Origin of the sequence: Vibrio sp. 10N.261.54.E10 (genome assembly GCF_002877735.2) — a bacterium.
In the GTDB taxonomy this organism is placed as follows: domain Bacteria; phylum Pseudomonadota; class Gammaproteobacteria; order Enterobacterales; family Vibrionaceae; genus Vibrio; species Vibrio crassostreae_C.
Map to the genome: position 1 here is coordinate 1,098,008 of NZ_MCXE02000001.1, position 25,659 is coordinate 1,123,666.

25 protein-coding genes are annotated in these 25,659 nt (G+C 43.8%); 9 read left to right on the plus strand and 16 right to left on the minus strand.

Annotation, left to right across the window (positions count from 1 at the left end; translation table 11 throughout):
* Nucleotides 1-137: 137 nt before the first annotated feature.
* Together BCU07_RS04805 and BCU07_RS04810 are read right to left on the minus strand one after the other, a co-directional pair.
* Nucleotides 138-1,163 (minus strand): hypothetical protein, encoded by a 1,026-nt coding sequence (locus tag BCU07_RS04805; protein WP_133154772.1) that lies wholly within the window; start codon nucleotides 1,161-1,163, stop codon nucleotides 138-140.
* Nucleotides 1,164-1,744: 581 nt separating this feature from the next.
* Entirely contained in the window at nucleotides 1,745-3,253 is a 1,509-nt protein-coding gene (locus BCU07_RS04810) for a DUF3360 domain-containing protein (RefSeq protein WP_017059070.1), read from the minus strand.
* A gap of 317 nt (nucleotides 3,254-3,570) precedes the next feature.
* Between BCU07_RS04810 and BCU07_RS04815 the strand changes: the two genes are divergently transcribed.
* From BCU07_RS04815 to BCU07_RS04825, 3 genes are all read left to right on the plus strand, one after another.
* Nucleotides 3,571-3,909: a hypothetical protein gene (locus BCU07_RS04815; RefSeq protein ID WP_017059071.1), complete on the plus strand. Its 339-nt coding sequence runs from the start codon at nucleotides 3,571-3,573 to the stop codon at nucleotides 3,907-3,909.
* An 83-nt stretch (nucleotides 3,910-3,992) separates the two neighbouring features.
* On the plus strand, nucleotides 3,993-4,865 hold the full coding sequence (locus BCU07_RS04820) for a patatin-like phospholipase family protein (protein ID WP_017070388.1): 873 nt from the start codon (nucleotides 3,993-3,995) through the stop codon (nucleotides 4,863-4,865).
* A gap of 15 nt (nucleotides 4,866-4,880) precedes the next feature.
* Nucleotides 4,881-5,249 (plus strand): hypothetical protein, encoded by a 369-nt coding sequence (locus BCU07_RS04825; RefSeq protein WP_102428601.1) that lies wholly within the window; start codon nucleotides 4,881-4,883, stop codon nucleotides 5,247-5,249.
* A gap of 167 nt (nucleotides 5,250-5,416) precedes the next feature.
* Here the strand turns inward: BCU07_RS04825 and BCU07_RS04830 are convergent, their stop codons facing one another.
* The 3 genes from BCU07_RS04830 to BCU07_RS04840 form a co-directional block, all read right to left on the minus strand.
* Nucleotides 5,417-6,097 carry a haloacid dehalogenase type II gene (locus tag BCU07_RS04830; RefSeq protein WP_017065459.1) on the minus strand — a complete coding sequence of 227 codons (681 nt, stop codon included), beginning with the start codon at nucleotides 6,095-6,097 and terminating at the stop codon, nucleotides 5,417-5,419.
* 197 nt (nucleotides 6,098-6,294) lie between these two features.
* Nucleotides 6,295-7,098, minus strand: a complete 804-nt coding sequence (locus BCU07_RS04835; protein WP_017059075.1) for a MetQ/NlpA family ABC transporter substrate-binding protein — start codon at nucleotides 7,096-7,098, stop codon at nucleotides 6,295-6,297.
* A gap of 330 nt (nucleotides 7,099-7,428) precedes the next feature.
* On the minus strand, nucleotides 7,429-8,337 hold the full coding sequence (locus BCU07_RS04840; RefSeq protein WP_102428602.1) for a dienelactone hydrolase family protein: 909 nt from the start codon (nucleotides 8,335-8,337) through the stop codon (nucleotides 7,429-7,431).
* Nucleotides 8,338-8,745: 408 nt separating this feature from the next.
* Between BCU07_RS04840 and BCU07_RS04845 the strand changes: the two genes are divergently transcribed.
* The gene (locus BCU07_RS04845) at nucleotides 8,746-9,372 is read left to right on the plus strand and encodes a hypothetical protein (RefSeq protein WP_017065460.1); all 627 of its coding nucleotides are present in this window, start codon (nucleotides 8,746-8,748) and stop codon (nucleotides 9,370-9,372) included.
* 11 nt (nucleotides 9,373-9,383) lie between these two features.
* Here the strand turns inward: BCU07_RS04845 and BCU07_RS04850 are convergent, their stop codons facing one another.
* Complete coding sequence (locus BCU07_RS04850) at nucleotides 9,384-9,839, minus strand: Lrp/AsnC family transcriptional regulator (protein ID WP_017059083.1); 456 nt, start codon at nucleotides 9,837-9,839, stop codon at nucleotides 9,384-9,386.
* A 142-nt stretch (nucleotides 9,840-9,981) separates the two neighbouring features.
* On the opposite strand from BCU07_RS04850, the gene BCU07_RS04855 reads away from it, so the two are divergent.
* Nucleotides 9,982-11,793: a PLP-dependent transferase gene (locus BCU07_RS04855; RefSeq protein WP_102428603.1), complete on the plus strand. Its 1,812-nt coding sequence runs from the start codon at nucleotides 9,982-9,984 to the stop codon at nucleotides 11,791-11,793.
* A 116-nt stretch (nucleotides 11,794-11,909) separates the two neighbouring features.
* On the opposite strand, the gene BCU07_RS04860 is transcribed toward BCU07_RS04855, so the two are convergent.
* Nucleotides 11,910-12,152 carry a hypothetical protein gene (locus BCU07_RS04860; RefSeq protein WP_017059085.1) on the minus strand — a complete coding sequence of 81 codons (243 nt, stop codon included), beginning with the start codon at nucleotides 12,150-12,152 and terminating at the stop codon, nucleotides 11,910-11,912.
* A 406-nt stretch (nucleotides 12,153-12,558) separates the two neighbouring features.
* On the opposite strand from BCU07_RS04860, the gene BCU07_RS04865 reads away from it, so the two are divergent.
* Nucleotides 12,559-13,608: an HlyD family secretion protein gene (locus BCU07_RS04865; protein WP_102428604.1), complete on the plus strand. Its 1,050-nt coding sequence runs from the start codon at nucleotides 12,559-12,561 to the stop codon at nucleotides 13,606-13,608.
* A gap of 12 nt (nucleotides 13,609-13,620) precedes the next feature.
* Complete coding sequence (locus BCU07_RS04870; protein WP_102428605.1) at nucleotides 13,621-14,643, plus strand: DUF2955 domain-containing protein; 1,023 nt, start codon at nucleotides 13,621-13,623, stop codon at nucleotides 14,641-14,643.
* Here the strand turns inward: BCU07_RS04870 and BCU07_RS04875 are convergent.
* Nucleotides 14,640-15,524, minus strand: a complete 885-nt coding sequence (locus tag BCU07_RS04875) for a LysR family transcriptional regulator (RefSeq protein ID WP_017059087.1) — start codon at nucleotides 15,522-15,524, stop codon at nucleotides 14,640-14,642. The genes BCU07_RS04870 and BCU07_RS04875 overlap by 4 nt on opposite strands.
* A gap of 164 nt (nucleotides 15,525-15,688) precedes the next feature.
* Here BCU07_RS04875 and BCU07_RS04880 point away from each other — a divergent pair, with 164 nt between their 5' ends.
* The gene (locus BCU07_RS04880) at nucleotides 15,689-16,189 is read left to right on the plus strand and encodes a nuclear transport factor 2 family protein (protein ID WP_017059088.1); all 501 of its coding nucleotides are present in this window, start codon (nucleotides 15,689-15,691) and stop codon (nucleotides 16,187-16,189) included.
* Between the two features lie 197 nt (nucleotides 16,190-16,386).
* Entirely contained in the window at nucleotides 16,387-17,133 is a 747-nt protein-coding gene (locus tag BCU07_RS04885) for a nuclear transport factor 2 family protein (protein ID WP_017059089.1), read from the plus strand.
* A gap of 156 nt (nucleotides 17,134-17,289) precedes the next feature.
* On the opposite strand, the gene BCU07_RS04890 is transcribed toward BCU07_RS04885, so the two are convergent.
* The 8 genes from BCU07_RS04890 to BCU07_RS04925 form a co-directional block, all read right to left on the minus strand.
* The gene (locus tag BCU07_RS04890; protein ID WP_050649555.1) at nucleotides 17,290-18,432 is read right to left on the minus strand and encodes a sensor domain-containing diguanylate cyclase; all 1,143 of its coding nucleotides are present in this window, start codon (nucleotides 18,430-18,432) and stop codon (nucleotides 17,290-17,292) included.
* Nucleotides 18,433-18,618: 186 nt separating this feature from the next.
* Nucleotides 18,619-18,996, minus strand: a complete 378-nt coding sequence (locus tag BCU07_RS04895) for a hypothetical protein (RefSeq protein WP_240798951.1) — start codon at nucleotides 18,994-18,996, stop codon at nucleotides 18,619-18,621.
* Nucleotides 18,997-19,245: 249 nt separating this feature from the next.
* Complete coding sequence (locus tag BCU07_RS04900; RefSeq protein WP_102428606.1) at nucleotides 19,246-20,415, minus strand: MFS transporter; 1,170 nt, start codon at nucleotides 20,413-20,415, stop codon at nucleotides 19,246-19,248.
* Nucleotides 20,416-20,543: 128 nt separating this feature from the next.
* Nucleotides 20,544-21,452 (minus strand): LysR family transcriptional regulator, encoded by a 909-nt coding sequence (locus BCU07_RS04905; RefSeq protein WP_102333226.1) that lies wholly within the window; start codon nucleotides 21,450-21,452, stop codon nucleotides 20,544-20,546.
* A gap of 200 nt (nucleotides 21,453-21,652) precedes the next feature.
* A complete protein-coding gene (locus BCU07_RS04910; protein ID WP_017059095.1) occupies nucleotides 21,653-21,832 on the minus strand; it encodes a hypothetical protein in 180 nt (59 codons plus the stop codon).
* 63 nt (nucleotides 21,833-21,895) lie between these two features.
* Entirely contained in the window at nucleotides 21,896-22,621 is a 726-nt protein-coding gene (locus BCU07_RS04915; protein WP_102428607.1) for a metallophosphoesterase family protein, read from the minus strand.
* Nucleotides 22,622-22,700: 79 nt separating this feature from the next.
* Nucleotides 22,701-23,195, minus strand: a complete 495-nt coding sequence (locus tag BCU07_RS04920) for a YcxB family protein (protein ID WP_017059097.1) — start codon at nucleotides 23,193-23,195, stop codon at nucleotides 22,701-22,703.
* Between the two features lie 467 nt (nucleotides 23,196-23,662).
* Nucleotides 23,663-25,657 carry a choice-of-anchor X domain-containing protein gene (locus tag BCU07_RS04925; protein WP_102428608.1) on the minus strand — a complete coding sequence of 665 codons (1,995 nt, stop codon included), beginning with the start codon at nucleotides 25,655-25,657 and terminating at the stop codon, nucleotides 23,663-23,665.
* Nucleotides 25,658-25,659: the final 2 nt, after the last annotated feature.

The window sequence follows — 25,659 nt, forward strand, 5'->3', positions numbered from 1 at the left end:
TTGGTTTTACCATCGTAAATTGCTCACTGCTCGTTCGTTGAAACTTTGATAAAACAAGGCCTCGCATGTGCGAGGCCTTAGTTTTTCCACTAGTTTCAATAAACCATTATTACTGAAAAGAAAGCTCTGACTGAGGCTTACTGTTGACCGAACTTTAAAGTTTCTTGGGTCGATAGTTTGATGATTTTTGGCGTTGGACTAAAGTAACCCTGCTCCCAATACGGTTTCAAAGAGTTAATATCTTTTATCAGGTACCCCTTGATGTTTTCATCTTCAATGTAAGACTGCGCTGTTTGGTAGAAATAATCATTCGGGTTGTCAGACACTAAACTATCAATTGGAAATAGAGTGGGAATATATGCCTTCATTATAATGAAGTCAGAATTAGGTATCAAAGTGCCATCACCAGCAGCGTTGTTGTAGTAATAGTGACCTTTAGCCTCGACACGCCCAAAACAGTTTAAAGTCGAAATCGGCAAGTTACTATCAGCTTCGTAATCTGAATCCATATAGCCAGTAAACTTATTGAATATTTCTGGGTCCGAACAATATGAAACGCTACCTTCGTCGTTCAGTGGAACAACGTAACTCGTATCAATAAAAGTCGACAGCCCCACCTCAACAGGAACAAACCTTTCTACTTTTACAACATCGTTACTCTTCAAATAAGCTTTCTCAATGATCGTTGTCAGTTCGTTCTGGTTTTTGAGAAGAGTCGCTGCGATGTCAGTTTCGTCCTTTGAATCTACAGGTATCACACGAAAAAGAATGTTACGTTTATAGTGGTAGATCATTTTAGACAAGCTGCCCTGAAGCCCAATAACATTGAACGCAGCTTGAAAGGGGTTTAGCGTGGTGGTTGCTACTGCGGCGACGTTCGCGGCTTGGGTCGCCCGAACTGAAACATTGGTATAGCCATCAACGTTTCGATCGAGGTCATTCGATTTGGTCGGAGCCTTACGGCTAACCAGATAGGCTAGTTGCATCGCATCTGAATGTTTGTAGTCGGTTTCGGACGCTAAATCATAATCTTCAAAAGGTTCGGCATTTAGCATAGTGCGTTCTGTAGTAGTACCAAATGTACCTGTAAACATGGAGGTACAACCGGAGAGAGCTAAGGCCGTGGATAAAGTGGAAAAGATGATGAGTGACTTGGTTTTCATTTTTGAAACATCCTGTAACTTCTGAAATATAATGTCATTTTATCAATTTAAATCAATCTATTACCATACGGTGCGAGCCTCTCTTTGTTACAAGCTTCACAGAATAGTAAAGCTGCGGTCAGCTTGACCTATTGACTAACCCGCGATACTAGAACGACAAAGCAGTTTGTTAAGACCTTTATTTAGCGGGTTAAGTCCATTAAGTGGAATTCCGTATCTGCTAGGCAACCAATCCCCTCCTAACCTCCCCTTGGTTTACATCTCCAATCTCTTGTTGGTCATGGGAAAGGGGAGGAACTGAATACCGATCGTGACGAGTGCTGCCATGTGTTCAGCGACAAAGAATATTCTCCCCCTCGATCGTATGTTTAAAGAGATCGGCCAACTTGTTTGAGGGGGAGTTAGAGGGGGAGGATTTGGTTTACTAGAATCGTTCACGCAACGTTGATGAAAGCGATTAGGTCAGTGAAGTAGGACGCTGTAGTTGATATAGAATAGCTGTAACTGTTTGATAGATAAAACAAAGCCTCGCGTGTGCGAGGCCTTTTTGTGTTCCGACTAAAACTAGATATTAATCGAGCCTAGCGAAAGCTTGGGATAATCGCCGGTATGCCCGGTAGAAGGCCAACCAACGCCATCACACCACTTAGCACAATGAACATAGTTCCAGGCAATACCCAACGGCTCATTTTACTCAGTTCACTACTACGCTCTTTACAACCGACTAAGCCTAAGTTATCCAACAGCATGGTGAGAGCCCAGCCAAATGCAGGGTTAACGAGCGCTGAAGAAAATACAACAATCGCTGCCGATTGGGTGGTTTTCCCTTCACGCGTCATTTCCATTCCAGCTTCTAGCAATGGTACAAATACCCCAACAATCAGCGCAACACAAAGCACAGGTTGCCAGATAGCTAAATCCATCGGGTAACCCCAAACTGCGGCGATGATACAGAACAGAGCTGTGAGCAAAGCGCCCGCAGGAATAGGGCGTTTAGCAATCGCCGCCGGTACGATGTAAGTACCCCATGAGGACGTAAAGTTAGTACCGCCAAGTAGAGAACCGAACGTTTGACGAATTGAAGCCGTGGTCATGGTGTCGTCGATGTTCATGTGTACTTTTTCGGTACGCTCTGGGTAGCTGATCTTTTGGAATACTTGATGCCCTAAGAAATCCGGTGACCACATCGCTACGGCTAGAATCGCAAACGGCAATACCACCATGAAGTGTTCAATCGTCGGTAGGCCTAGCATCCAACCTGTATCTTCTCCCCACCAATACATAGGGTTCATGTTGGGCAAGCCTGGCTCAGTGTGGAAAGCAAATGGGGCGCCCATGGCAAATGCGATCGTACCACCCAACAAGCAGCTAAGAGGTACTGCTAACCAACGTTTGCGGAAGTGTTCCAATAGCGCGTACAAAATAATGGTGCAAAAGATCACGACAAAAGCAATGTGGCTCATGCCAATTCCCTCAGCCCAAGCGAACAGCTTTTTCACTTGAGAAGCGGTTCCAACAAAGCCGAGGTAGAGCAACAAGCCGCCACACACACCTTTACTGGTGAGGTTGGCCAACATGCTGCCACCTTTACTGATGGCTAAGATGAGGCCAAAAGCGCCAATCAATAACCCAAACGCCATAGGGTGTCCGCCTGCTGCAACCACAATTGGAATTAAAGGGATGAGTGGGCCGTGTGTACCTGCGAGGTTCGCGGTCGGCAACAGGAAGCCAGAGAAAATAATAATGAAAACAGAGGCGATGAGGAGTTCATAACGAACGTTTTCTAGAATGAAGTCTTCATTTAATCCGAGAGCCCCAGCAAAGGTGGCTGCAATAGCGCCCACCATAACCACTTTACCAATGGTCGCCGCCATCGCTGGGATGGTGTCTTCTATCTCAAATCGATAATCTTTAAACGGCAAATTTGGACGCCAGCGCTTAGGCGACATGATTTGCAATTCGTGTTCTAGATACTGTTCTCGGGATTCAAACTCTGAGCTTGGTTTATGTTGTTGTTCATAGGTGAGTTCATCCTCATTGGCTTGAGGCTTCTCTGTTTGTATATGTGCGGACTCTAAAGTAGTGCTCATTTTGATTCCTTTCGTTCACACTCTGAGGTGTGTTATTCCAACAAACGTTGTTGACTCACGGTATGAAGTGCAAACAATGCGTCAACTTATAATTAAAAACTCATTAACATTTAGTTGTTAGTACCTTATACCAAACCAAAAAAAACAAATAGACTCAGTCGGTTAGACATTAGTCGTAGAGTCGGACGACTAGTATTAGACCCTGTAGATAGTATGTGTCTGGTTATTTGTAGTCCCTTAATTTCTCCCACGTTCTGCACTTGATAGTGATAGAATCTCCGCATTAGAGTTATCGAGAAACTAGGTATTTATAAACAATGTTTATCCATCACGTAAATGGCATCGACTGGCTGGTAATTACAGCCTTTGAAGAACTGAAAACTATGTTTATCGAAGATGCAGGCCCAATCCCAGCTTGCTTTTCTACCGCCAGCGAGTTGAGCCTGATTGATCAAGCCAAACGCAGTTATGGATTTTTGCCTAAACTCCGCGGTGTGATCACCGATACCGGCACTTTTCAAAGTAGAGATATTGAAGAAGATTTGAACCCACAGCTTGCGTGTATCGTTGAAGGGCGTGGTCGGGTTTTTATCTATCACGGCGACTACGTGGCTTTTGTCGATGACGAGCAAACCTTCATTACCCGTATGGACTGAGAGTGATTCAGTGAGTTGAGATCGGCGAATTGGTAAATCGGCGAGTTAGCCCACCTAGAATTTAAAACTAAAGGATTAATATGATGGCAAAAACGATCTCATTGGTACTTGGCAGTGGTGGCGCAAGAGGCTTGGTTCACGTTGGAGTCATCCGCTGGTTAATTGAGCATGGCTATCAGATAAAATCCATTTCTGGCTGTTCAATTGGCGCACTTATCGGTGGTGTCTACGCTGCGGGCAAGTTGGATGAATTTGAAGAGTGGGTCACCAGTATCGATCAAGGTGATATGGCGATGTTGTTGGACTTTTCATGGCAGTCGAGTGGTATGTTCAAAGGGGACAAGATCATCGACACTCTGCGTGGACTGATCGGCGAGATTTCAATTGAAGATCTGCCCATCCCTTATACCGCAGTTGCCGCTAACGTCGCCGATGAAAAAGAGGTTTGGCTGCAATCAGGTTCTCTGTTTGATGCCATTCGCGCCTCTATCTCTTTGCCACTGTTCTTGACCCCTCACGTTATCAATGGAGAAGTGCTGATTGATGGCGGCGTTCTTAATCCCGTACCGATTGCGCCTACCTTTGGTGATAATACAGACTTTACACTGGCTGTGAATTTAGGTGGTGAACCTGAAATGGTTAAACAGGAAGTGATACCGGTTTCCCTGCCAACAAAAGAGAGCAACCTGCATGAGAAGGTTGTGCATTTTATCGATAACCTCGGTAGCAGTGTAAAAAGCAAAATGAGCTTCAACTTTGCTTTTTACGATATTGCCAACCAAGCATTTGATGCGATGCAATCGACCATTGCTCGCCAAAAGTTGGCCGCTTACCCCGCCGATATCACGCTTGAGATCCCACGCAATGCTTGTGGCACCCTAGAGTTTGATCGCTCACAAGAGATGATCGACAGAGGCTACCACTTAGCACAGGCTAAACTGGGCAATCGACTTTAATGTATTTGCTGCTGAATGAGGGTAACTATGGAAACTGAACTCAAACTATCTGAACTCAAAGAATTGGTCACAACAAAAGATGTCATCGTGCTCACCAGCATAGAAGAGCCTGCTGTATCTTGGTTGATAGATTGCTATCAAGAGAATGCTGATATCCAAATTATCGAGAACGCACACCAACTAGATACTGAAGCGATTTTGTCGCAATGCAGAAGCAGCCTTAACGAAAGTAAAAAGGTCATCCTTACAGCGCAGTTTCGTAGCCAACTGCCTATCATCAATATCGCTTCACTGTGTAATGAGAAGCGCAAGTCATTGATCAATATTGAGCTATTAGGCTGGGATGAAGACAAACGCGTTCCTCATTCTTACAGTAGTTTCTAGCTTATATTTGTTGCTAGGTAACTGCAGTTTTTAGGTAACCGACAGCGTCTCTATAACCAGAGCAGTTCAACACAAGGTTGATCAAAGCGGTTAAGTCAGTGTCCGGAATTTGTTGACCACTACAGGATGGTTGTATCGAATCAGGAGTAGAAAAGTCTCTTGAGATTTTACTTGTCTAAATTGTGCTTAATTATTTGTTCCACCACACCATTCATCGTCCTTGAGCTAATCTCCGGTTTCAAATACAAGGAATGATACTCAACTCCTGTTCGGTCTATATAGGCTGCTTGTAAGCCAGCGGATAGCGCACCATGAGTGTCCCAATCATGAGTAGCGACAAGACGAAGGTTTTCGACAGGCTCTTTTAAAGTTTCGGCTGCAAAGTTATACACATCTGAATTGGGTTTGAAACTGCCTGTTTCTTCAACGGAAATGACGGTGTCGAAATAATCTTCTAAGCCTGAGTTCTTGATTTGAGAAGTGATGAGATCGAGGGATGAGTTGGAAAAAGCGACGGTTTTAAACCCGTTCTCGCGCAATTTGAGCAAAGACGCTTTGATATCTGTGTGCGGTGGTAGATTGGCAAAAGAAGTTAACAAGGCACCTTTGCTTTCCGCCGTTAAATCACACTTGTACCGTTGTGCAATAGCGTTGAGCGCTGCATTCGCTAATTCAGAAAAAGTAGATTTTACGTTTGTTGCGATGCAAACCGTTGAAGAGTGTAAAAGCTTTGAAAACCAAAGTGATAATGCATCCTCCTTTCCAAACACCGCTTTAAATTTAGGCTGTAATGACTCCAAATTTAAAACCGTTTCGTTTATATCAAAAAGTATCACTTCTTTTTTCATGCAAAGCCCCCAGATTTAATTGAATTTTATGCTTACATAATCTGCTCTGACGATATGGTTTTCAACCTCCATTCAAGTAACTAAAGCTTTGCTCTCTAATTTGAAAAGAAGCTGGAATGCGTCAACGACAACCCGCCAACTCAAATCTGGCGTTGCTTTATGAGTATCATGCAACGCCAAATCTGAAACGATTTAGCTTAATTTGCGGCTTCGATGGTGCCTTTGAAAGTGCTGTCTAAAAAGTCATTGATCTCTTGTGAGTGGTAAATTGAGATAATCTTTTTATACGTTTCATTATTTTTGTCTTCTTCTCGCGCCGCAACAACCATCACTGCTAAAGGTGCGTCTTTTTTCTCTAAGTAAATGCCTTGTTTCTTAGGGTCGAGTCCAGCCGACATTACATAGTTCATGGTGATTGCAGCAGCATCTACATCGTCAAGAGAGCGGGGTAGCTGCGCGGCATCCACTTCAACAAATCGAATGTTCTTCGGGTTGCTAACAATATCGTTTAAAGACGCGTTGAAACCAGCGTTGTCTTTTAATGAGATCAGCCCTGCATCTTCAAGCAGTAATAGTCCACGCCCGCCATTCGTTGGATCGTTTGGAATCGCGATTCGAGCGTTTTCGGGAATAGAATCAAGCGAAGTGTACTTGTTCGAGTAAACGCCCATACGCATCAAAATTGAACGTCCGATAGAAACTAACTGGCTATCGTGATTGGCATTAAAGTTATCGAGGAATGGCTGATGCTGGTAACTGTTCAGTTGGATACTTCCATCATCTAATGCTGCGTTAGGGGTGATATAGTCTGAGAACTCGACGAGTTCAATGTTTATCCCTTGCTTTGCTGCTTCTTTGGCAACAGCTTGTACAACTTGTGCATGTGGGCCAACTGTCGCCCCAATCTTGATGACAGCCTCGTCTTTTTTTCCACATCCTGTTACACCGAATACGAAAGCTAATGCCAACAGGGATGCTGTGATTTTTTTGTAGCTGTTCATGATAACTCCATTTAATAAATAAAAGACATATAGACGTCTAGCTATCTATATTATCTATTTGCGCGATCGGGTCAATAGGTTTGTTTGAAGCGAAGTTACATTGATGAGCGGTTAAGTCAGTGAATCAACGAGGCTTCTGTGCGTGAGACTCGACCGACAATCCCCTTCTAACCCCCTTGGTTTACATCTCAAACCTATTGTTGGTAATGGAAAAAGGAGGAACTGATTACCGACCAACAAAGGCCTCGCGAGTGCGAGGCCTTTTGGGTTTTGTAGGGAATAGGGCAGTCACTCGGAATCTAAAGAAAACGGGTTCAGTAAAGCTAACTATTAAGAAAGCTTTTGGTTAAAGAACTCAAGTGTACGTTTCCAAGCTAACTCTGCTTCTTCTTCAGCATAGCGGCCAGTTGAATCGTTATGGAAGCCATGGTTCACGCCGTCATAGATGTAAGCTGTGTAGTCTGCTTCGTTCTCTTTGAGTTCGGCTTGATAATCTGGCCAAGTCGCATTCACGCGTTTATCGATTCCCGCAAATTGGATGAGCAAGGGGCCTTTTACATTTTTTCTTAAATCTGGTGCGGCAGGAGTACCATAAAATGGAACGCCTGCATCGAGTTGCTCTGGCATGACAGCGGCCAACATATTCACGATATAGCCACCGAAGCAGAAACCGACTGCGCCTAGCTTACCGTTACTTTTTTCATGGGACTTCAAGAAGTTTGCCGCTGCGATAAAGTCTTCTTCGATTTTCTCTTTTGATAGCGACTTCTGCATCGTTCGACCTTCATCATCATTACCTGGATACCCGCCAAGCGAATAGAGTGCATCAGGTGCAAACGCAATAAACCCCGCCGCTGCGAGTCGTCTTGCCACATCCTTTATGTATGGATTGAGGCCTCTATTTTCATGAATGACCAATACAACAGGCGCATTGCCCTCTAACTCTTTGGGTACAACCAAGTAACCATAGCCTTCGCCGTGTCCTTTAGGTGAAGGAAACTTCTCGTAGGTTGCTTTGATGGAAGGGTCATTGAAAGAGACTTGCTCTGCCTGCGCATAATTAGGAATCAGTGCAGAAGTTAGCGTCGTCATGGTTAAGCCAAGTACAGCTAGCCCAGATAGACGAGCCATAAACTCTCTGCGATCAATCAGGCCGTGTGCATATTCGTCGTACCAATCAAATGCTTCTTGAGGGATAGATCGAGTCGGCGTTGATTGAGATTCGGTATTTGGATTCATAACTTTTCCTTGTTGTGAGTTGTTTGACCAATCAACTATAGTGGAAAATTTGATATAATTGAACGATCACTCAATAACTTTTGAGCTATTTGTTATATCAAAGTACAAAAATTAGATGACAGTCCGATAAAACGATCACTTCGAATCGATTTCCATCGCTTTGGTTTGTTTTACGGAGCAATTCAATACAAGGTTGATTTGAGGGTTAAGTCAGTGAAGTCGGGTGTGATGATTGTTTGTTTTTAGGGAGGCTCTAAATCGAAGTTGGGCACATTAGAGCTAGGCTTATTTTCCGCAGACATGGACAAGTAAGTTTCAATGCAAAACGCTTGATTTTACTCTGGTATAATCTTTCTCATAGGGACGACCTTAGCGTTATCAGAACCTTCTTGATGAGAGATAAAATAGATGTTGAAACTTCTGCGTCAGATAAAAAAATGGAAACTTGTAACGTTTGGCTTACTGATGCTCATTGCCGCTTTTTTTATCTACAACCAGTTCGGGAACCGTATGTCCCGTGTCGACGAGGCAAAATTTCTAATCGGCCAACTGAATACTGTTTTGGATGCCGCTGAGCAATATTCTCGTGATAATGGCTCTCTGCCTCCTATTGCTTCCGATACCGATACGAACTTCGGCTACTTAAACATCAATCACTTAATTGCAAATCCGGGCTTATCCACATGGAAAGGGCCGTACCTACCTTATGAAGATACATGGATAGGTGGCGATCAGTACATCGACCACCCAGATTACATAGCAACGCAATTACTGCTTAAGGAAAAGGATAGTCTTTGGATAAGAGGAAGCTCCGAGACAGGTTGCGAATCGTCATCATCCACTTGCTCTGTTGCAGCTTGTATCTGGTTGGTACCAACAAAAGTCGCACAAGAAATTAATAAGATTGTGGACGGCAGTTCGAGTATAGAAAGCTCAGATGCGACAGGAAAAATACGTTACGAAAAAGCTTTTGGTGGCGCTCTTATCTGTATGATTGGAGATGATTATCCAATGCCTTCAGCACAGACAAATTAAGTCGTTTCTAATTACCTCACTGGCAACTTGGTCTTAGTTTTTACCTGACCGAAGGCGAAGCTGGATTCAATAGAAGCAATATTAGGCAGGCGAGTTAGTTGTTTACGGATGAACTGCTCGTAGCTTTTTAGCGATTCACTGACTACATGCAATAGGTAGTCGTGATTGCCCGTCATCAGAAAACACTCTAACACCTCGTCAATCACTTCAATGTGCTGCTCAAAGTCTCGCATGTTCTCTTCTGTCGGCTTTTCAAGTTTCACCAACACAAACACATTGACTGGCAGGCCACACGCTTCTTGGTCGACACTGGCGTGGTAACCACGAATTATCCCTTGTTTCTCTAATGCTCGAACTCGGCGTAAGCAAGGAGAGGGCGACAGTGCTACTCGATCGGCCAACTCTTGATTAGACAGCCGAGCGTTGTTTTGCAGTTCAGCCAGTATTTTTTTGTCGATCTCGTCCATTGGCATAATCCATCAATATTGAATTTAGTTTGGCAATATTATTGCTCAAAGTGTATGTCTTACTTCGCAAATAGCAATTTTTAACATCTGCCCAAAACTAAAATTAAAGAAGGAACAACAAGCATGGAATGACTTAGGAATTATGAATACTTCAACTCAACTTAGCCCGCTGCGTAAAACCACCAAACACGAACAAGCAGAAGCTCTTGCCGTTGAGCAAGCAAAGCATTTTGGTATCGACCCAAATAGCGATTACGGCATCACGCTGATTGAACTGGCGACGACACTGTACCAAGCCAATACCAAGACACACGATCTTTGGGCATTGACGGTTGATGGACTTTCAGAGCTCGATAAAAGTGACCGAATCGCTTGGTTTAACGCCAAACGTTTTTTGTCATTCCAGATCGCTAAGATCCTCGATAATCTGCAAAACCCAATGCGCGCCACTTACCAGTCTATTGCCACCAATAATGGTAATTTTGCGTCTAAAGGTGCGTATCCAATTTTCGATAATGTCGCTGCTATATTTTCTGCAAGCCCTGTGATTACACGTACCGCGACCTATTTGTTTGCGTGTACAGAATGGATTGAAGATGTGTTTAACGGTAAAGAGCCGTTGCACGATATATATTCTCGACTGCTTAACCCTACATCGATTTCACTGGCTAACCATATGGTTGATATCGAGGCAGGCTCTAGAGCCAACGAATACCTCGCATGGAACTTTAACTCGGGTATGGCGGCTATTGATGGGTTGTTGAGCCACTTGCTCGGGCATGAAGAGATTGTTTTGGCTTCACGCAATATCTACGGTGGTTCTTACCAGCTGTTGGAAGATTGGTTTGGAAAACCTTCTAATCTGAATGTCGCGGTAGAGTGGGTGGATGGTTACTCCGGTGATGAGTTTGCGACGCGCCTTGATGAGGTTGCTGATAAATACGCAGATCGCATCGCTGCAGGTAAGAAAATCTACGTTTACCTAGAGTCACCGTGTAACCCGCATGGATACGTGTTGGATGTTGCTAGCATCAGTAAAGCTGGTCACTCTCGTTGTTGGGACGTAATTGTTGACTCGACAGTGGGGACTCCATTGCTGCATCCAGTACTAAAACGCGACGATGTGGCTGAAAGACCCGATTATGTGATTCACTCCTACACCAAAGAACTGGCGGGTTCTGGCACCACAACTGCTGGGGTTGTGATTGGTCGCAATGAGACTATGTTTGTGCCAAAAGGAGAGGAGGTCACTTTCACCAAGCCCAACGGTGATGAGGCCAAAATCCTATGGAACGAAACGCTGTTTTGGAATGTGTACTACATTAAGGGTGCATTCCTAGATGCAGATAAAGCGTTTGAAGTGCTCAATGGTATGAAAACGTATGAGATGCGAGTGGTGCAAAAAACGATTAATACACTGACTCTCGCGAAGATCTTTGATGCTCACCCAGACATCAATGTGTCGTGTCCTGCTTTGCCAGATAGTGATAACTATGAACACTGCCAGAACAACATGTACTTGGGGCTACCAGCGGCGCTTTTCACTATCGATATGGAAGGCAATGGCGACCGTGCGCCAATCAATCGAGATGGCTTCAAACAGTTCTTCGACATGCTTGAGCCCGCTATCGGCATGCAAGTAAGTTTAGGGCAAACCAATACAGTGGCGCTGTGTCCAGCACTGACTACGCACTCAGAACTCAGTGATGAAGCGCTCAATGAAGCCGGTATCAAACCGACGACAATGCGTATCTCTATTGGCTTGGAAGATCCTCGAATGTTCATTGCTCATATTGTCGAGGCGGCTAAATTGTCGATTGACCGCAACCACGTAGATTTCTCATCCAGCTTCCCGAGTGGTGACAATATCGATGAAATCTATATGCAAACTTATATGGATGTACACCAGAAGTTTGTGAAAAGCTTGCCGAAGTTCAGTCAGCTGAGTCAGTAACTTAGGTCAGTTAACAAGATTAGTCAGTTAAAGGCCGTCAATAAAAAAGCACCCAGCTGACTCAATAGTCGGTAGGGTGCTTTCTCGATGATCATATTGGTTTACCAAGTCACTTACTATTTAGGCTGGTGGCCTGTCTTCTTCGCAAGTTCTTGCATAGCCTCGGCAAACGTAGTTGTTCCGCCTTTCGCTTTAACCTGAACCACCTTATATCCTTGGCTTTCCAGCGCTTGGCGCTCTTCTAAAACGGCTTTGTCATCTGGTTGACTGCCTTGCACAGGCTGATGAATGTAATACCCTTCTAATTGACCATCTTCGACCAGTTGGTGGTGTTTCAGTGCATTGATATCAAAATTCATAGTAAGTCTTTTCGCTTTAAATGGAGAGTCTCTGTGGCAAAGGCCGCGAGTCTTTATAATTTTATGGTTTGTACAATAGGCATTTTAACCATAAGAAGCTAGCGAAAATTAAGCAATCCAATGGAATGAAGTCGGGTGGTCTTACTTCTTCAATCTCTTATTGAACGCTGGGAAGGAAAGGGGAGGAACTGAATGCGAACGTTTCAATACACCCTTATCTGACCTTTTCGTTCAACCATTGAGCGAAATCGGTACAAATCATCAACCTTTCCAAATGTGGAATCCTCACTTCTTTTATTGGCTCTGTTTTCCATTTGTGAATGGTTATAACCTAGTTTTCGTAGAAAAGAGAATCGAATAAGCCGTGAGCGCGGCGCTTTATAACGAATGAAAACTAGGTACAAGCATGAACGAAAACTTTTATAGATACGCGATTTACACTGTTTTTTCAGCGGCAGCATTGTTCTCCGCTTTTTTAGTCACCTCAGATAATGTTTCCCCTTTTACCACTCAAGCGACTTTGTATCGTAACGTCGCGACCATTGCGCCAGAAGTGTCCGGCGTAATTACCGACGTCATGGTTAGTAATGGCGAGTTGGTTGAAAAAGGTCAACCATTATTTGCTATCGATGCCAGTAGCTACCAATTGAAAGTGGCACAAGCGCAAGCCGAACTGCATCAAGCGCGTGATTCTGACTCAGCGAAATGGCAGCAATTAGCAGCAGCGAAACAAACACAAAGCCAACGAGAATTCGAATATCACAACGCGAAACAGAAACTCGCACGTAACCAAAAACTGCGTAACAAAGGGCTTGCGACTGAACAAGATCTTGATGATGCAATCACCAATACACAAGTTGCGAGTAGTGCGGTTGAAGCTGCGAACGCGGAAGTGAAACGCATTGAGGTTGAGTTATCGACCCAAGACCGCACAGCGGCCATTGAATTAGCAGAAGCAAAACTTGCCAGTGCGGAACTGGATTTAGGCCACACTCAAGTCGTCGCGCAAACGGAAGGTGTCGTGACCAACTTACAATTGCAATCGGGCAGTTATATCACTCAAGGCACTTCATCATTGCTGCTGGTGGACGAAGCTCATGCGTGGATCAGTGCAGACTTCAATGAGAAAGGCATTGATAAGCTAACTAATGGCCGCGAAGTTTTGGTCTCTTTTGATGCGCTACCGGGCAAAGTCTTTACGGGTGAAGTGAGTAGCCAAGAGCGTGCGATTTACGACACCAATAATGCCAATGGCAAGCTGTCTAGCGTGACTAATGATACGCGTTGGATCCGTGAGCAACAGAAAGTACGTACCCGCATTACAGTTAACGAACTGGATCCTTCGATGATCTCAGGTTCACGAGCGAGTGTGATTGTTGAAAGCGGTAACCCAATAATGCACGTTATTGGCTCGGCTTGGATTCACTTGGTTTCAACATTTCGCTACATCTATTAATAGGAGATGACTATGTGGACATTCGAAAACACTGCACAGGGTCAGTCTCAACGTAATGAAGCGCTGCGTGTCGCACTTACTGTGACGATTTGTATGGTGTTGGGAAAGCTACTAAACCTAGACTCTCCCGTTTATCTGGCGTTGTATCCAACCATCATCATGACCAAGAATAAAGATTACTCTTGGCTTGGCCTGATCCGTACTTTGTCACCCACTTTATTGGCTGCAAGTACAGCGCTGGTGGTGACTGAGGTATTTTCACAGCATCCGTTTGTGGTGTGGACCATTAGCCTGTTCTTCTTCGATTTTATGCGTCGTCGAGCTACTACACCGGCAAAGAAAGGTCAAATGTTGATGCCAACTTTCAACTGGATTTTGATTGTCGTGTTTGCTCAGCACACCACCATGGATATGCCGATGCGTATTCATGAAATTTTGTTATCCATGTTGATTACCATGGTAGTAGCAAAAACCATGGTGGCTCTGTTCCCTGTTGAGCAAGGAAGCAAGCCTCCTGTATTTAAAGAACAGCCTGTCACATTTGAGAACAGAGCAATTTCACTCGCGTTGATTGGTCTTGGTTTGGCATTCTTGATGATTGTCGACATCATCTCTGCAACGTTCTGCATGGTGCCAGTGATTGCTGCTGCAACCCAAACCACACACAAAAGCTTTATCGACGTGGTTGACCGCCGTTTTCAAACTCAAGTAGGCGGCTGTGCAGTAGCCGCGGTGTTCACCTTGTTGATGGCAGGGCATCAGTCTACATTCGGTTACTACACCATAGTGTTGGGTTTATTTGCCTTTATGATCACCGCATCAATGGCCAAAGCGAAAGGTTCAGCCAGAGACGTTCATGCCGATGCGTTATTGGCGACTATGCTGCCGATTCAGTTGTACATGACCAGTAGCAATTTAGGGTTGGAAAGTACCTTCCTACGCGCTTGGGAGCTGACTGTGACTTTGTTTGTGCTGTGGGCTTTGTGTCATTTTGTTCGTAAGCCTAATGGTGAAGAGCCGGCACTCGTTCGCTAATAATCAAATCCGGCCAACCGATTATGGTCTGATTTGATTGCGCCTTTCATAAAATTAAAAAATGCTTTTACTTTGGCTGAATCTTCTAAATCTTTATGAGTCATCATCCATAGGTCTGTATTTTGGTGCATCACTTCCATATCTACTCTTTGCAGAGTTCCCTTACTGTTACCTAAAAAGCAGGGTAAGTAGGCTAACCCCATCTGATTTTCAGCTGCGATGATCAGGGGCTCAAAAGAGTCGGCTTTCATGACAATTTTGTCTTCCGAAATCAGTTCAGAAACCTGTAGCGAAGCACTGCCTCTATGCATCATTAACCAAGATGCAGACTTTAAGGGGTGCTTACTCTTAAGGCCATTTATATATTCTGGCGATCCGTAAACACCAAAGGCAATTTTACTTAACTTGGTCCCAACTAAATGGGCTGGCAACTCATTTGCCGGGCGAATCGCGATATCTGCATCTAGGTGTGAAATATCCAATTGACGAGATGTGAGGCTGAGTTCTAACTGAATTTTTGGATAAAGCCGATGAAAAGCAGCCAAATGAGTACCCAGAATGAGGCGAGATAACGCATCGGTCGTCGTTATTCTTAGCGTACCTTCTAGCTTCAATTCCTGTCCAAAAACCTTGTGCTCCAATTCTCTTACTGTGGATTCGATAGCGAGAGCTGACTCCAGAAGCTTTTGCCCTTCAACCGTTAGTTTGTATCCGGTAGGAAGTTTATGGAAAATTCGTAATTTGTGACGATACTCAAAGGTGTCAATACGACGTAAAACGGTGCTGTGGTTTACACCAAGTGCTCTTGCCGCGGCCGACAGGGATCCTTCATTCGCCACTGTTAGAACATATTGCAGGTCATCCCATCTTATGTTGTGCATTTGCGCATATCCAACGTGTTCAATTAGTGAGTTTACCAAAAATTTAGCACAGCTATAGTTATCTCAACAAGGCAACAAACAGAACTGAAGTTCAAAGCATGCACTGATGGCACTTTTAATCTCCCACGCATTGAGCTTCAAAATTGACAATCAGGAGAAAGAAAATGTTAAAGAAAAATCTACTTATCGGTCTAGCGAGTCTTCTGGCTTTCTTTCAATTCACTCCAGCCCTTGCAGATGAAACAAAAGCAGTCGATTCAGCAAAGACACTAGAAACGGCTCAAGCATTCTTATGGGCGGCAGGCTCAGGTGATATGGCAAAACTCGAGTCATTAATGGCCGATGATTTTGTCTGGCACAACGAAGGTGACGCCGACATCCCTTGGATCGGTAACTGGGAGTCAAAAGAAAAAGTGCTCAACACTTTCTTTCCTCTATTTGGCGCAGGTTTGAAAGTCACAAGCTGGTCAACAGACTATAGTTTTGTAAACGGCGACCAAGCAGTATTCATGGGCAGCATGAGTGCCATTGCGAATGAATCTGGTGTAGACACGGGTAAATTCAGCTGGGCGGTTCGAGTTCAGGTTGAAGATGGCAAAGTGAAGAGTTGGAACTGGTTTGAGGATAGCTACGCAGTATCTAAAGCTTATCACGCCAAACAGTAACCACAGTGACCAATTAGGTTGTAAAGGCTCGATATGCTGTAGACGTATATCGAGCTTAACTTGGTTTTGAATAGCGACGCGAAGAGCCTATTCAACAATCCGACAGTTAAAAGGACACCTGAGACAATCTAGTTCTGAGTTTCAGTGTACGAGCCAAATAACGTACTTTGGCACTATTAAGTTTGGAGAAACTATCTATGAGCAATAAGCTAGCGAATGCGACTAATCTGTATATGGAAGGTATCCGAGATGGTCATGCATTAGAGGCGGTAACGAAGTACACCGGTCAACGTTATACTCAACATAGCACTGGGGTTCGCAACGGTATTGATGGTTTTGTTGAGTTCTTCGAACCGTTCTTAAAACGCTGCCCTGTTAGAGACATAAAGATCATACGTTCAATCGTCGATGGCCAATTCGTGTTTGTTCAAGCATTCCAAGATATTAATAATGGCGAATATAAGTGGGTGACTACGGATCTATTCGATACCGATAATGACGATAAAATTATTGAACATTGGGATGTGATTTCTGCCTTCGAAGCTCAACCGACGGAAGGGGAAGGTCGACTGCAAGGGCCAATCAATCATACTGACTTAGATAAAACAGAGGAGAATAAGAACCTTATCCGTGATTTTTTATGTGATGTCATGGTACTAGGGCAGAAAGACAAGCTATCAAAGTATCTCCAGCACGAAGAGCTAGCCGTTTATCAAGCCTCAGATGTGAGCCCTTTAGATAGCTATATTGGTGGCTATGACCAAGTGTTCAAGATTGTCGGTCAAGGTAACTTCGTAGCAGCTTACAGCCGAGTTATTGATAATGGTCTCGAGGTTGCGCGTTTTGATCTATTCCGAGTTGAGGGAGGTCAAATTAAAGAGATATGGGTAAACCAAGAGCCCGTGCCACCAAAAGCAGAATGGGTAAATGGCGGGAAGTTCTAGAGTCGCTTTAAGGGAGTTACGCCAATAATGCTATCGCTAAAACAAACCGAAAAAGCGCATCCTTGCTAACCTTACTGGTTGTGTGTGTTTAACCTCTTGAATCTTAGCCAACATGTTTTGTGATGGAAGAATATTTACACTGTTTTACAACTCGCCTTAACGCTCAACAATGCAATCGCGCCCTTGAGATTTTGCGTCGTAGAGGGCGTTATCCGCTCTTTTAATTAATGAATTCCAGTCATCGTTTATGAGGGCTTGAGTCACTCCAATGCTGACAGTATACGTGCCAGAAGAGAGCTCTTGATTGGAGTTGTGTTTTGCGTGGTTTCTTATTCTTTCAGCTATCTGCATTGCTTGAACTTTATTCGCTCTAGGTAACATGACAACAAACTCTTCTCCACCATAGCGAAAACAGAAATCGCTTGTGCGGCATGTATCTTCAAGAATTTGACCAAAGTGCTTAATCACATCATCTCCCTTGTCATGACCATAGGTATCATTAATTTTTTTGAAGTGATCTAGGTCGGCCATCAGTACAGAAATGTCGCTCTCTCGGCCTGGTTGAACAAGCTTGGGTATCAGTTCTGCTAGGCCTCTACGGTTATAAAGGCCTGTTTGTTCATCAGTGATCGATGAACGATAGGTCTGCTTCAACAAACGATCAGTTAAGATCCAAAACACTGAAAATGCGAGGCTAACAATTGTGATTGTCATGATAACGAAAGACAATTTATGAATATCTGATATCAGGTAATAGTTCGAGTTCGTTCCTTTGGTATGAGCAAGTACGCCCCTAATTGCCATATAGAGAATGTTGATAAACAGGGTCAGGTTCAACAGGCACTTTGCTTCTCTGTTATCGTGCTTTTCCCCTGAATAGTTTGCACATAGGGCTAAGATACATATCGTCACAACGAGAATACTTCGTGCCTCGATCCTAGAAGTTACAGAAGGCGCAATTAGGGCGCTATAAAGGAAGAAGCTAATGCCAAGGGAGCTAATGATGATTGATATTACGAGAAAAGATCGACTTGCTCCGCGTAACACGGTTATACCGACGAGTAACAAACCAAAAGCCGTTGCGTATGCACCATTGGAAAGAAAAACAATGGATTCTGAAGATTGAGTAACGCCGAACGAAAGCGGGGTAACACTGGCTCCTAACAGCAAAGCAGCATAAGCAATATAATTTACCCCTAACGTGGTGCCTGCGAGTATATATTTATGCGTTAACAACATAGCACTCGCAACCGTAGCTGCTAACAAAGAGGTATATATAGCTAAGGTGTGTACATCCATGAAATCACCAACAACGTAAAAATGAACTCTCTCAATTCAGTATTGCGCAATTTGTATTATGAATGTTTAGTAGTTAATCATTATTAAACCATATGCTAATGCAGATCAATTTTTGCTCAGGTGCATTTGTAAGCGTTGGGCAATGTACGAGTTATTCAGGAGCCTAACCTTAGCTTTGTTATACCTTTATTTTAAATTCTCTAAGCCCGATGTATCGACGCCTTTTAAGGTGTCTTTTGCTACTTCATCTAAATCCGTCGTTGTCGATTTTTGAGGATAACTAGCAGCGGCACCTTTACCGATCGCTGTTGCTTCTGCTTGTAGCTTTTTCCCCTCAGACTCACCCGCGATCCAGCCTTGCTTGTAGTCACTGTCTGATTCAAAACGCTTTCCATCTTTTATGTAGTTTTCGAAGCTATTGCCGCTTTCTTGCATGCCGCTATGCCTACCGTCATGAAAACCTTGTATGTAAGAGGTGTTGTGACCACTCTCAATCAAAGCACTATCACTTGTTCCGCATCCGGACAAAAGAAAAACCAATAAGATTAAAAACAGTTTATTCATACTCAAAGCCTCGGAACTCAGTCGTCTAAATGATAAGAATAGACCAAGATCATCTCGCAAAGGCATAACAGCGCTCTAGGCGGGAAAGCTTGTTTGAGAATCATGATATTCAAAACTTGAGAGAGTAGAGTTACTACTGCCTTATTAGATCTAGAACGATAGCAAATCACTGGGTGGTAATTTGCTATCAATTACAGAGTGAATATCCGTTGTGCATATTGGTAAGTTCAAGAATTAAGACGAGGTGACTTATTGCTTATTTGAACGGTTAACGATAAAACTCAATATCACGACTGCAATACTAAAGCCCACAACACCAATCCAACCCGCACGTTCAAATACCTGAATTCCCACAAATGAACCAAACGCACCACCGAGATAGTAGCCAAGCATATAGATTCCGTTGATACGACTTTGAGCTTGTGGGTCAATTGAGAATACGCGTACTTGGTTCGATACTTGAGCGCTAAATACCCCAAGGTCGATGAGAATGATACCGACGATCAATCCAGCCAATGTGTCAGCGAAAAGCCCCGATATAATAAAACCAGCAGTAATAATAACTAACGCCATACTGATCATGTTTCGAGAGCCAAACTTGCTCACCAGTGACCCTGAAACTTTTGCTCCAATGACTCCAGCAAGAGCAATAACACCAAACATTCCTGCCTGTTGTGCATTGTAGTTAAACGGAGATTCACTGACATGCAGAGCTAACGTCGCCCACAGCGCATTGAACGAAGCAAACCAAAGCGCGCCAGTTAAAGCGGAAGTACGCAGTGTCGCATGCTGCTTGATTAACGTGGCCATGCTCGAAACCAGTTTAAGGTAAGGTATTTTCGTTGTCGGCGTGTTCGTCGGTAAAAAGGCATACAGCAACACACCAAAGACCATCGCAATAATTGCTGACATCATAAATACCGCGCGCCACCCAAACTGCTCACCGATGAACCCACTGAGTGTACGCGAAAGCAAGATGCCCACAGTTAGGCCTGTCATTAATGTGCCAATGACTTTTCCTTTCGTTTCTGGAGTACTTAGTGACGCTGCAAATGGAATCAGCTGCTGAGTGATGTTGGCACTCAAACCAATCGCAAAACACGCAACAACCAGAGCCACTAAGCTAGATGCAGTAAACGCGACAAAAGATGACAACACCAACATGACAGACAAGATCGCTATTAGGCGTCTGCGGGGTAACGTGTCTCCTAAGGGCGATAAGAATAGCAATGCCACGGCATAACCAATCTGACCGGCAGCTGGCACTGCGCCTAGCTGTTCGCTTGTTAACCCTAGCTCTGCGCCGATCTTAGGTAAGATGGGTTGGTTATAATAAAGGTTTGCAGCAGTTGCCGAGACTGCGCTCGACATCAGTAATAAACGTCCTGTGCTCAACACTTCTGTAGTCAATTTTGACATGGTGACACCTTAACTTTGGTTCATCGTTTTAATGAATGATTTCGATGAGCTAAGTCTAAGGTTAGCGATTGAATAACAAAAATAACCATTTGATTTAAATTCTATACGAATCTGGTATAGATAACTTTCTAAGCCATGTTTTGTTGAATCGCCTCAATTTCACTCTGGACGACAGCAACAAAGACACTGGCTGTAGGGGATAGAGTATGCGAATGGTGTGTCATCACTAATGGCATTTGTACGTCCACAGATTCAAGATTAACAAATACACATCCCTCACTGCGTAAATCACGAATTGCATGCGGTGCGATAGATACACCTAAGCCAGAAGAGACTTGGGTTAACACGGTTTGCATGTTGTTGGGTTGTTTTTTTATATTTGGAGAGAATCCAGATAGGTCACATTGAGTAATGATGGAGTCAAATAATCCTACCGCTTGTTCACGTTCAAATAAGATGAAAGGGTCTTGCTGCAGTTGTTTCATTTGAATGGTGGAGTATTTAGCCAACTCGTGGGTGACGGGCAAAACAGCAACAAGCTTATCTGTATAAATCGTCACCGAGGTGTAATCATCAACAAGCAGGTTCGGCAGTGGGCGAGAGAAGCTAATATCGATCTCTCGTTTGTCCAGAGCTTCGATCTGTTCAGAAGCCGTCATCTCAACAAGATCAACATCAATATTGGGGTTTTCAGCAATATACTGTCGAACTAAACGAGGCAAAAAGCTCAGAGTTGCGCCTCCAAGATAACCAATAGTTAAAGTACCAATACAACCAGAAGAAGCTCGAATCGCGGACTGTTTTGCTTGTTCCGTTTGTTCGATGAGTCTAATCGCATCTTTAAGTAAGTGCTGCCCTGCGGCGCTAATGACGACTTCGCGAGATGTACGGAAAAATAGGCTCACTCCAAGTTCGTGTTCAAGGCTTGTGATATGGCGGCTAATGGCAGGTTGAACGGTATTTAACTCTTTTGCAGCTTTTGAAAAACTGCAATGTGTCGCGACAGCCACAAAGCTTTTTAGTACTTTGATTTCCATATAGCCTCAATATAAACCTAGGTGATAAAAAAGCGCTAACTTGCGCCTATATTGCTTTTATTATCAATCACAAAGACCTTGCTAGCAAACCTTAGTGTAATAACGTTTGCAAGGCTCTGGTCACTTGTGAGAGTGGGGCGATAATCCTACGTATTCAGCTTTCAAGCTTTCTGTTTTCTAGATAATTCTTTTTCAAACTTTTAGTTTTCGAGCTCTTCGTTTTCGAGATTGCGCCGAACTAAATCGTGCATTTGTTTTACAGTCATCAGTGCTAACCAGGTAATTTCTTCTACTGAACGTTGACCCGTTGTGGAAGTTGGGTTGTGGGCTTCAATCACAGATTGATAAATTGAATCGCCGCAAGCCTCTTCTATTGGCATAGCTCTATATAGTTTGGTTTATTTGAAAGCTAATCTATGAGGTTTAAGACAGTAAGATAGGGTTCAAAAATAGACAGCTTGGTAGTTGATGGAATCAGTACAGAACGAGATTCGACTTAATCCTATCTTCTCGCTGCGATTGTATTCATTGATCGAGTGGTCAAAGCCATAGGCTGTCGACGGGGCCATATATTGAGTTATGCCTTGCTGTGTCGCTGTTATTTCATCATGGCCATGACCGCAGAACACGTCACGAACGCGATATTTTCGAAGCACTTTTATCACATCAGTATCGTTCTCTAGGCGGATCGCTTTCATCCAATCTGCACCGACTGGAATGACAGGGTGGTGAACAACCACGATAGGATCATTGGCCTTTCTCAATTGTTGTTTTAGCTGAGCCATGCCGCGGTTATCAAGACGCCCTGAACCAAGTGGGTGGCGGCTGTCTAGCGGCTTGAAGCTTGAGTCTAGGAACACAAACTCTCGTTCACCGATGGTGGCTTTGTCGGTGACATAAATCGTCGAGCCTTTTAGCTCTGTGCGCATTAAGCGAGAGTCATCATGATTACCCGCAATCACGTAAATGGATTGGTCGCTAATGTGTTGCCTAATGAATGCCTCTAATCGAACGTAGTCGCCAGACTTTGGGTTACAACAAATATCACCAGTCAGAAAGATGGTCTTGCATGCCGTGTCTTTGTTGACGTATTCCAGTGCTCTGCGCAGGTTCTCATAGCTGGATTCATCGGAAAGGTGGCAATCACTGATTTGGTACACGGTATTCATTGTTATTGTCCGGTAATTCGATACGTAGAATTAAAAGTGATAGAAAAATGCCTGCTAAATCAGCAGGCATTTATTGGTGTTATTTCGCTTTTGATGCGGCGTGGTGTTCAATCATGAAGGCAATAGCTTCATCGTTTAAACAAGATTTACTCACATATTGGCGCTGTTTACCGATATGCAGGATAAAACCAAGATCGGTCTGCTCAAGTTGGTCGATGTCACTCCACGCGATGGTGTTGGTCGCTTTGTGGTTTTTGTAACTTACTCCGTTAGCGTCACCTTGAAAGACAATTTTGCTGCCTGCGCCTGAGCTGATTTTTTGTCGCCATAACCACCAGGTTCTTTTGCAGTACACACTGAATGCTTCAATCACACTCAAAACAATAAAGAACCAGCCAACATAGCCGTTAGGTAATAGTTCAAACTCCAGCAGAACCACACCAAAAATAAGAAACAGTATTCCTTTTAAGTAGGCTTTTGGAAATTGAGTCGGAAGGCTAGTTTGATCATAACACTCCGCGAAAAACGTCTTGTCGAGTTTGTATTCTGTAGTGAAACCGGGTTCTTTAGACATGTGAGGCTACTTTATGGTTCTCTGTGAATGGGCTGTCAGTGGGCAGGTGTCCCACGCTGCAATTTTGCAACTTGATTATTGTATCGCTTCTCACTGTTTTTATTTAGATATTTTGGCTCTGTTTTGTAAATCGATGATACTTAACGGGTCTATTCTAACTTTAGCTATCAGACTAGTGTAGGGGCATCTTTAAAGTCACCTAAAAAATTGGTGATGGGATGGATAGATCTGTGGAGTCACCCGGTTGTTGAGACTACTGGCCTTTTTGGATAAAACTTCGATCTCATTTTGTTGGTTGATGGAGTCTATAGTGATTAGCGTGCTTTATCACTACTGTTGAGGGGCTGGCATAGTCTGCTCTAACAGAATAAACATATGAAGCTTGCAAAGTTCATCACTGTTCACTCTGAGAGGCCATGCCCAAAGCGATACCGTGGGCATGGCCTTATTCTATTTCAGTTTTAGGATCAGTACTCGATGAATAATGACACCTGCTTAACGTTAATGAAGAAACTTCTTTCATAGGGAGAAGAGGTAAGAGCAATATCTAGTTTGTTCAACCCAGACACTCTCTTCTCATTTAATGCTTCTAATAGTTTAGAGTTGGTAAACCTAAGCGTTTGACCGGCTTCTACGTTGTTGAATGTAGTGAGTGGATTACTCCATGCTGCACATATTGTAAAAGACTCACAGAACGTGTCGTAATCCAGTGTGTTTGGAGACCAAGTTTGATTAACGATATGCGCAGTTACATTGTTGAATGGAAATTGAAGAGTTGAATCTCCGAAATCAACAATAAGCGTTGCCTGTTTAATTTTCCCTCGAACCTCACTTAAGTCAAAACTCGCTAGTGTTTCGTAGTCGTATGGGATTGAAGCCCCCGCTCTCAAGTAACCACCGACACGATGTTGCGTGACATGTGTTGCCGGGGTTGCTTGCCAGTTTTCTCTTTCCAAACCGAATAGGTTAGAGGGGAGGGTCACATTCACTGGCGGACTGAAATCAGAGGCTTGGTATGGTGGAGTTTGACCGAGAACTCCTTGTCGATAGGAGTCAACGCCACTGTAGATTAGCAGTGCGTTCAGTTCATAAGGACCATCGGCTTGCTTAAACGTGTCACCAGGAACGGTAAACTTGATGGTGTTTTCGCCAGCCTCAAGCGGTTCTTGGAAACTCACTAGCTCTAAATACTCTCCGGCTGCACCAACGATATTTACCGAACCTGTGTAAGTTCCACTGCGCGTAACATGGATAGGAAACTCAAAACTCAGCGAATCAATGTAGGTTCCATCTTGCGACATAGTCGGTGTGGTGACTAAACTCCCCGTGACTTCAATCGGTTCGCGGCAACGCTCAAAAGATGCTAAATCAATAAATTCTTCAAACTGAATTCGAGGGGCTGAAATTCGTATGTCATCTTGAGTGATTGCGTAGATGATCGTCGGGTTGGAGGTCAAAGTAGACGCTGAATCAAACGCGCCAAAAATATCTTCAGTTGAGTACTGTAGAGTGACGATTTGCTTCGCAGGTTTGAGTTGCAGACGTTTGCTTGTGTTCAGCTCGTCAATTCCATCGGTGAGGTAACCATGAATGGCAAAATCCCCCGCGGATTTAACATCAAGTTCCAAGCGCTGCTCTAAGGCAATAACACAGCCTTCAGAGGAAAACAGTGGAGCGAGTGAGAGGCTGACAAATTCAATGTCAGAGGGTAGTACGTGGATTTTTTTACTTGTCTGGCGAGTGATAGTTGTTCCATATTCTTCAAAAGACGTTATGCCTTCAATTAGATAATCCCCTTCAGCGGGTGGAACGAAAATATTGCTGTAGACACCATCTTTAGCAATAGCATCGAAATTGACACCCTCATCTTTAAGCGTCAGGCGTGTTTTTATTCCAGCTTCATCAATGATCACTGCGCTGGTTTGGGCACCTGTGATTGGATTCCCTTTGTTTGTCAGTAATGCAGAAACGGGAACTGGTTCACCGACCACAAATTGGTTTGCAGCTATCGCCATGCCAAACGCAATAGGGGATTGGATCGCAACCTGAGCAATAATTACTGTGTTGTAACTTGGGTTTGGAAAATCAACGACGATCTTCCATTCGCCAGGTTCAGGGTTAGTTACTTCAGGCAAAAATAAATAGCTGCCCGGTAGCGGCGGACTTTGTGTGTCACCTGAAAGTATGTTCGCTTGCACATCATTGGATGATGTTGCGACTTGCCCGTTAGGCTTGACTAAATATACGGTTGCATCATCCAACGGCACGATGATTTCTGCTTTTAGGGCTTCCGCTTTGTCGATGGTAAATAGCATTGTGACTTCGTTATCGTTACTAGTCACTAGTTGAGATAGTGTCGTGCTTGTACTCATCCCAACGGGTATTGCATTACTGGCGATAGCCGGTGTGATGAAGGTACAGAAAAGACTGAACACCATCACTAATTGCTTGATGAATTTCATTG

Excerpts from the sequence above, each read along its gene's own strand:
- BCU07_RS04805 (WP_133154772.1), bottom strand. The coding sequence starts at position 1,163 with ATGAAAACCAAGTCACTCATCATCTTTTCCACTTTATCCACGGCCTTA.
- BCU07_RS04810 (WP_017059070.1), bottom strand. The coding sequence starts at position 3,253 with ATGAGCACTACTTTAGAGTCCGCACATATACAAACAGAGAAGCCTCAA.
- BCU07_RS04815 (WP_017059071.1), top strand. The coding sequence starts at position 3,571 with ATGTTTATCCATCACGTAAATGGCATCGACTGGCTGGTAATTACAGCC.
- BCU07_RS04820 (WP_017070388.1), top strand. The coding sequence starts at position 3,993 with ATGGCAAAAACGATCTCATTGGTACTTGGCAGTGGTGGCGCAAGAGGC.
- BCU07_RS04825 (WP_102428601.1), top strand. The coding sequence starts at position 4,881 with ATGAGGGTAACTATGGAAACTGAACTCAAACTATCTGAACTCAAAGAA.
- BCU07_RS04830 (WP_017065459.1), bottom strand. The coding sequence starts at position 6,097 with ATGAAAAAAGAAGTGATACTTTTTGATATAAACGAAACGGTTTTAAAT.
- BCU07_RS04835 (WP_017059075.1), bottom strand. The coding sequence starts at position 7,098 with ATGAACAGCTACAAAAAAATCACAGCATCCCTGTTGGCATTAGCTTTC.
- BCU07_RS04840 (WP_102428602.1), bottom strand. The coding sequence starts at position 8,337 with ATGAATCCAAATACCGAATCTCAATCAACGCCGACTCGATCTATCCCT.
- BCU07_RS04845 (WP_017065460.1), top strand. The coding sequence starts at position 8,746 with ATGTTGAAACTTCTGCGTCAGATAAAAAAATGGAAACTTGTAACGTTT.
- BCU07_RS04850 (WP_017059083.1), bottom strand. The coding sequence starts at position 9,839 with ATGGACGAGATCGACAAAAAAATACTGGCTGAACTGCAAAACAACGCT.
- BCU07_RS04855 (WP_102428603.1), top strand. The coding sequence starts at position 9,982 with ATGAATACTTCAACTCAACTTAGCCCGCTGCGTAAAACCACCAAACAC.
- BCU07_RS04860 (WP_017059085.1), bottom strand. The coding sequence starts at position 12,152 with ATGAATTTTGATATCAATGCACTGAAACACCACCAACTGGTCGAAGAT.
- BCU07_RS04865 (WP_102428604.1), top strand. The coding sequence starts at position 12,559 with ATGAACGAAAACTTTTATAGATACGCGATTTACACTGTTTTTTCAGCG.
- BCU07_RS04870 (WP_102428605.1), top strand. The coding sequence starts at position 13,621 with ATGTGGACATTCGAAAACACTGCACAGGGTCAGTCTCAACGTAATGAA.
- BCU07_RS04875 (WP_017059087.1), bottom strand. The coding sequence starts at position 15,524 with ATGCACAACATAAGATGGGATGACCTGCAATATGTTCTAACAGTGGCG.
- BCU07_RS04880 (WP_017059088.1), top strand. The coding sequence starts at position 15,689 with ATGTTAAAGAAAAATCTACTTATCGGTCTAGCGAGTCTTCTGGCTTTC.
- BCU07_RS04885 (WP_017059089.1), top strand. The coding sequence starts at position 16,387 with ATGAGCAATAAGCTAGCGAATGCGACTAATCTGTATATGGAAGGTATC.
- BCU07_RS04890 (WP_050649555.1), bottom strand. The coding sequence starts at position 18,432 with ATGGATGTACACACCTTAGCTATATATACCTCTTTGTTAGCAGCTACG.
- BCU07_RS04895 (WP_240798951.1), bottom strand. The coding sequence starts at position 18,996 with ATGAATAAACTGTTTTTAATCTTATTGGTTTTTCTTTTGTCCGGATGC.
- BCU07_RS04900 (WP_102428606.1), bottom strand. The coding sequence starts at position 20,415 with ATGTCAAAATTGACTACAGAAGTGTTGAGCACAGGACGTTTATTACTG.
- BCU07_RS04905 (WP_102333226.1), bottom strand. The coding sequence starts at position 21,452 with ATGGAAATCAAAGTACTAAAAAGCTTTGTGGCTGTCGCGACACATTGC.
- BCU07_RS04910 (WP_017059095.1), bottom strand. The coding sequence starts at position 21,832 with ATGCCAATAGAAGAGGCTTGCGGCGATTCAATTTATCAATCTGTGATT.
- BCU07_RS04915 (WP_102428607.1), bottom strand. The coding sequence starts at position 22,621 with ATGAATACCGTGTACCAAATCAGTGATTGCCACCTTTCCGATGAATCC.
- BCU07_RS04920 (WP_017059097.1), bottom strand. The coding sequence starts at position 23,195 with ATGTCTAAAGAACCCGGTTTCACTACAGAATACAAACTCGACAAGACG.
- BCU07_RS04925 (WP_102428608.1), bottom strand. The coding sequence starts at position 25,657 with ATGAAATTCATCAAGCAATTAGTGATGGTGTTCAGTCTTTTCTGTACC.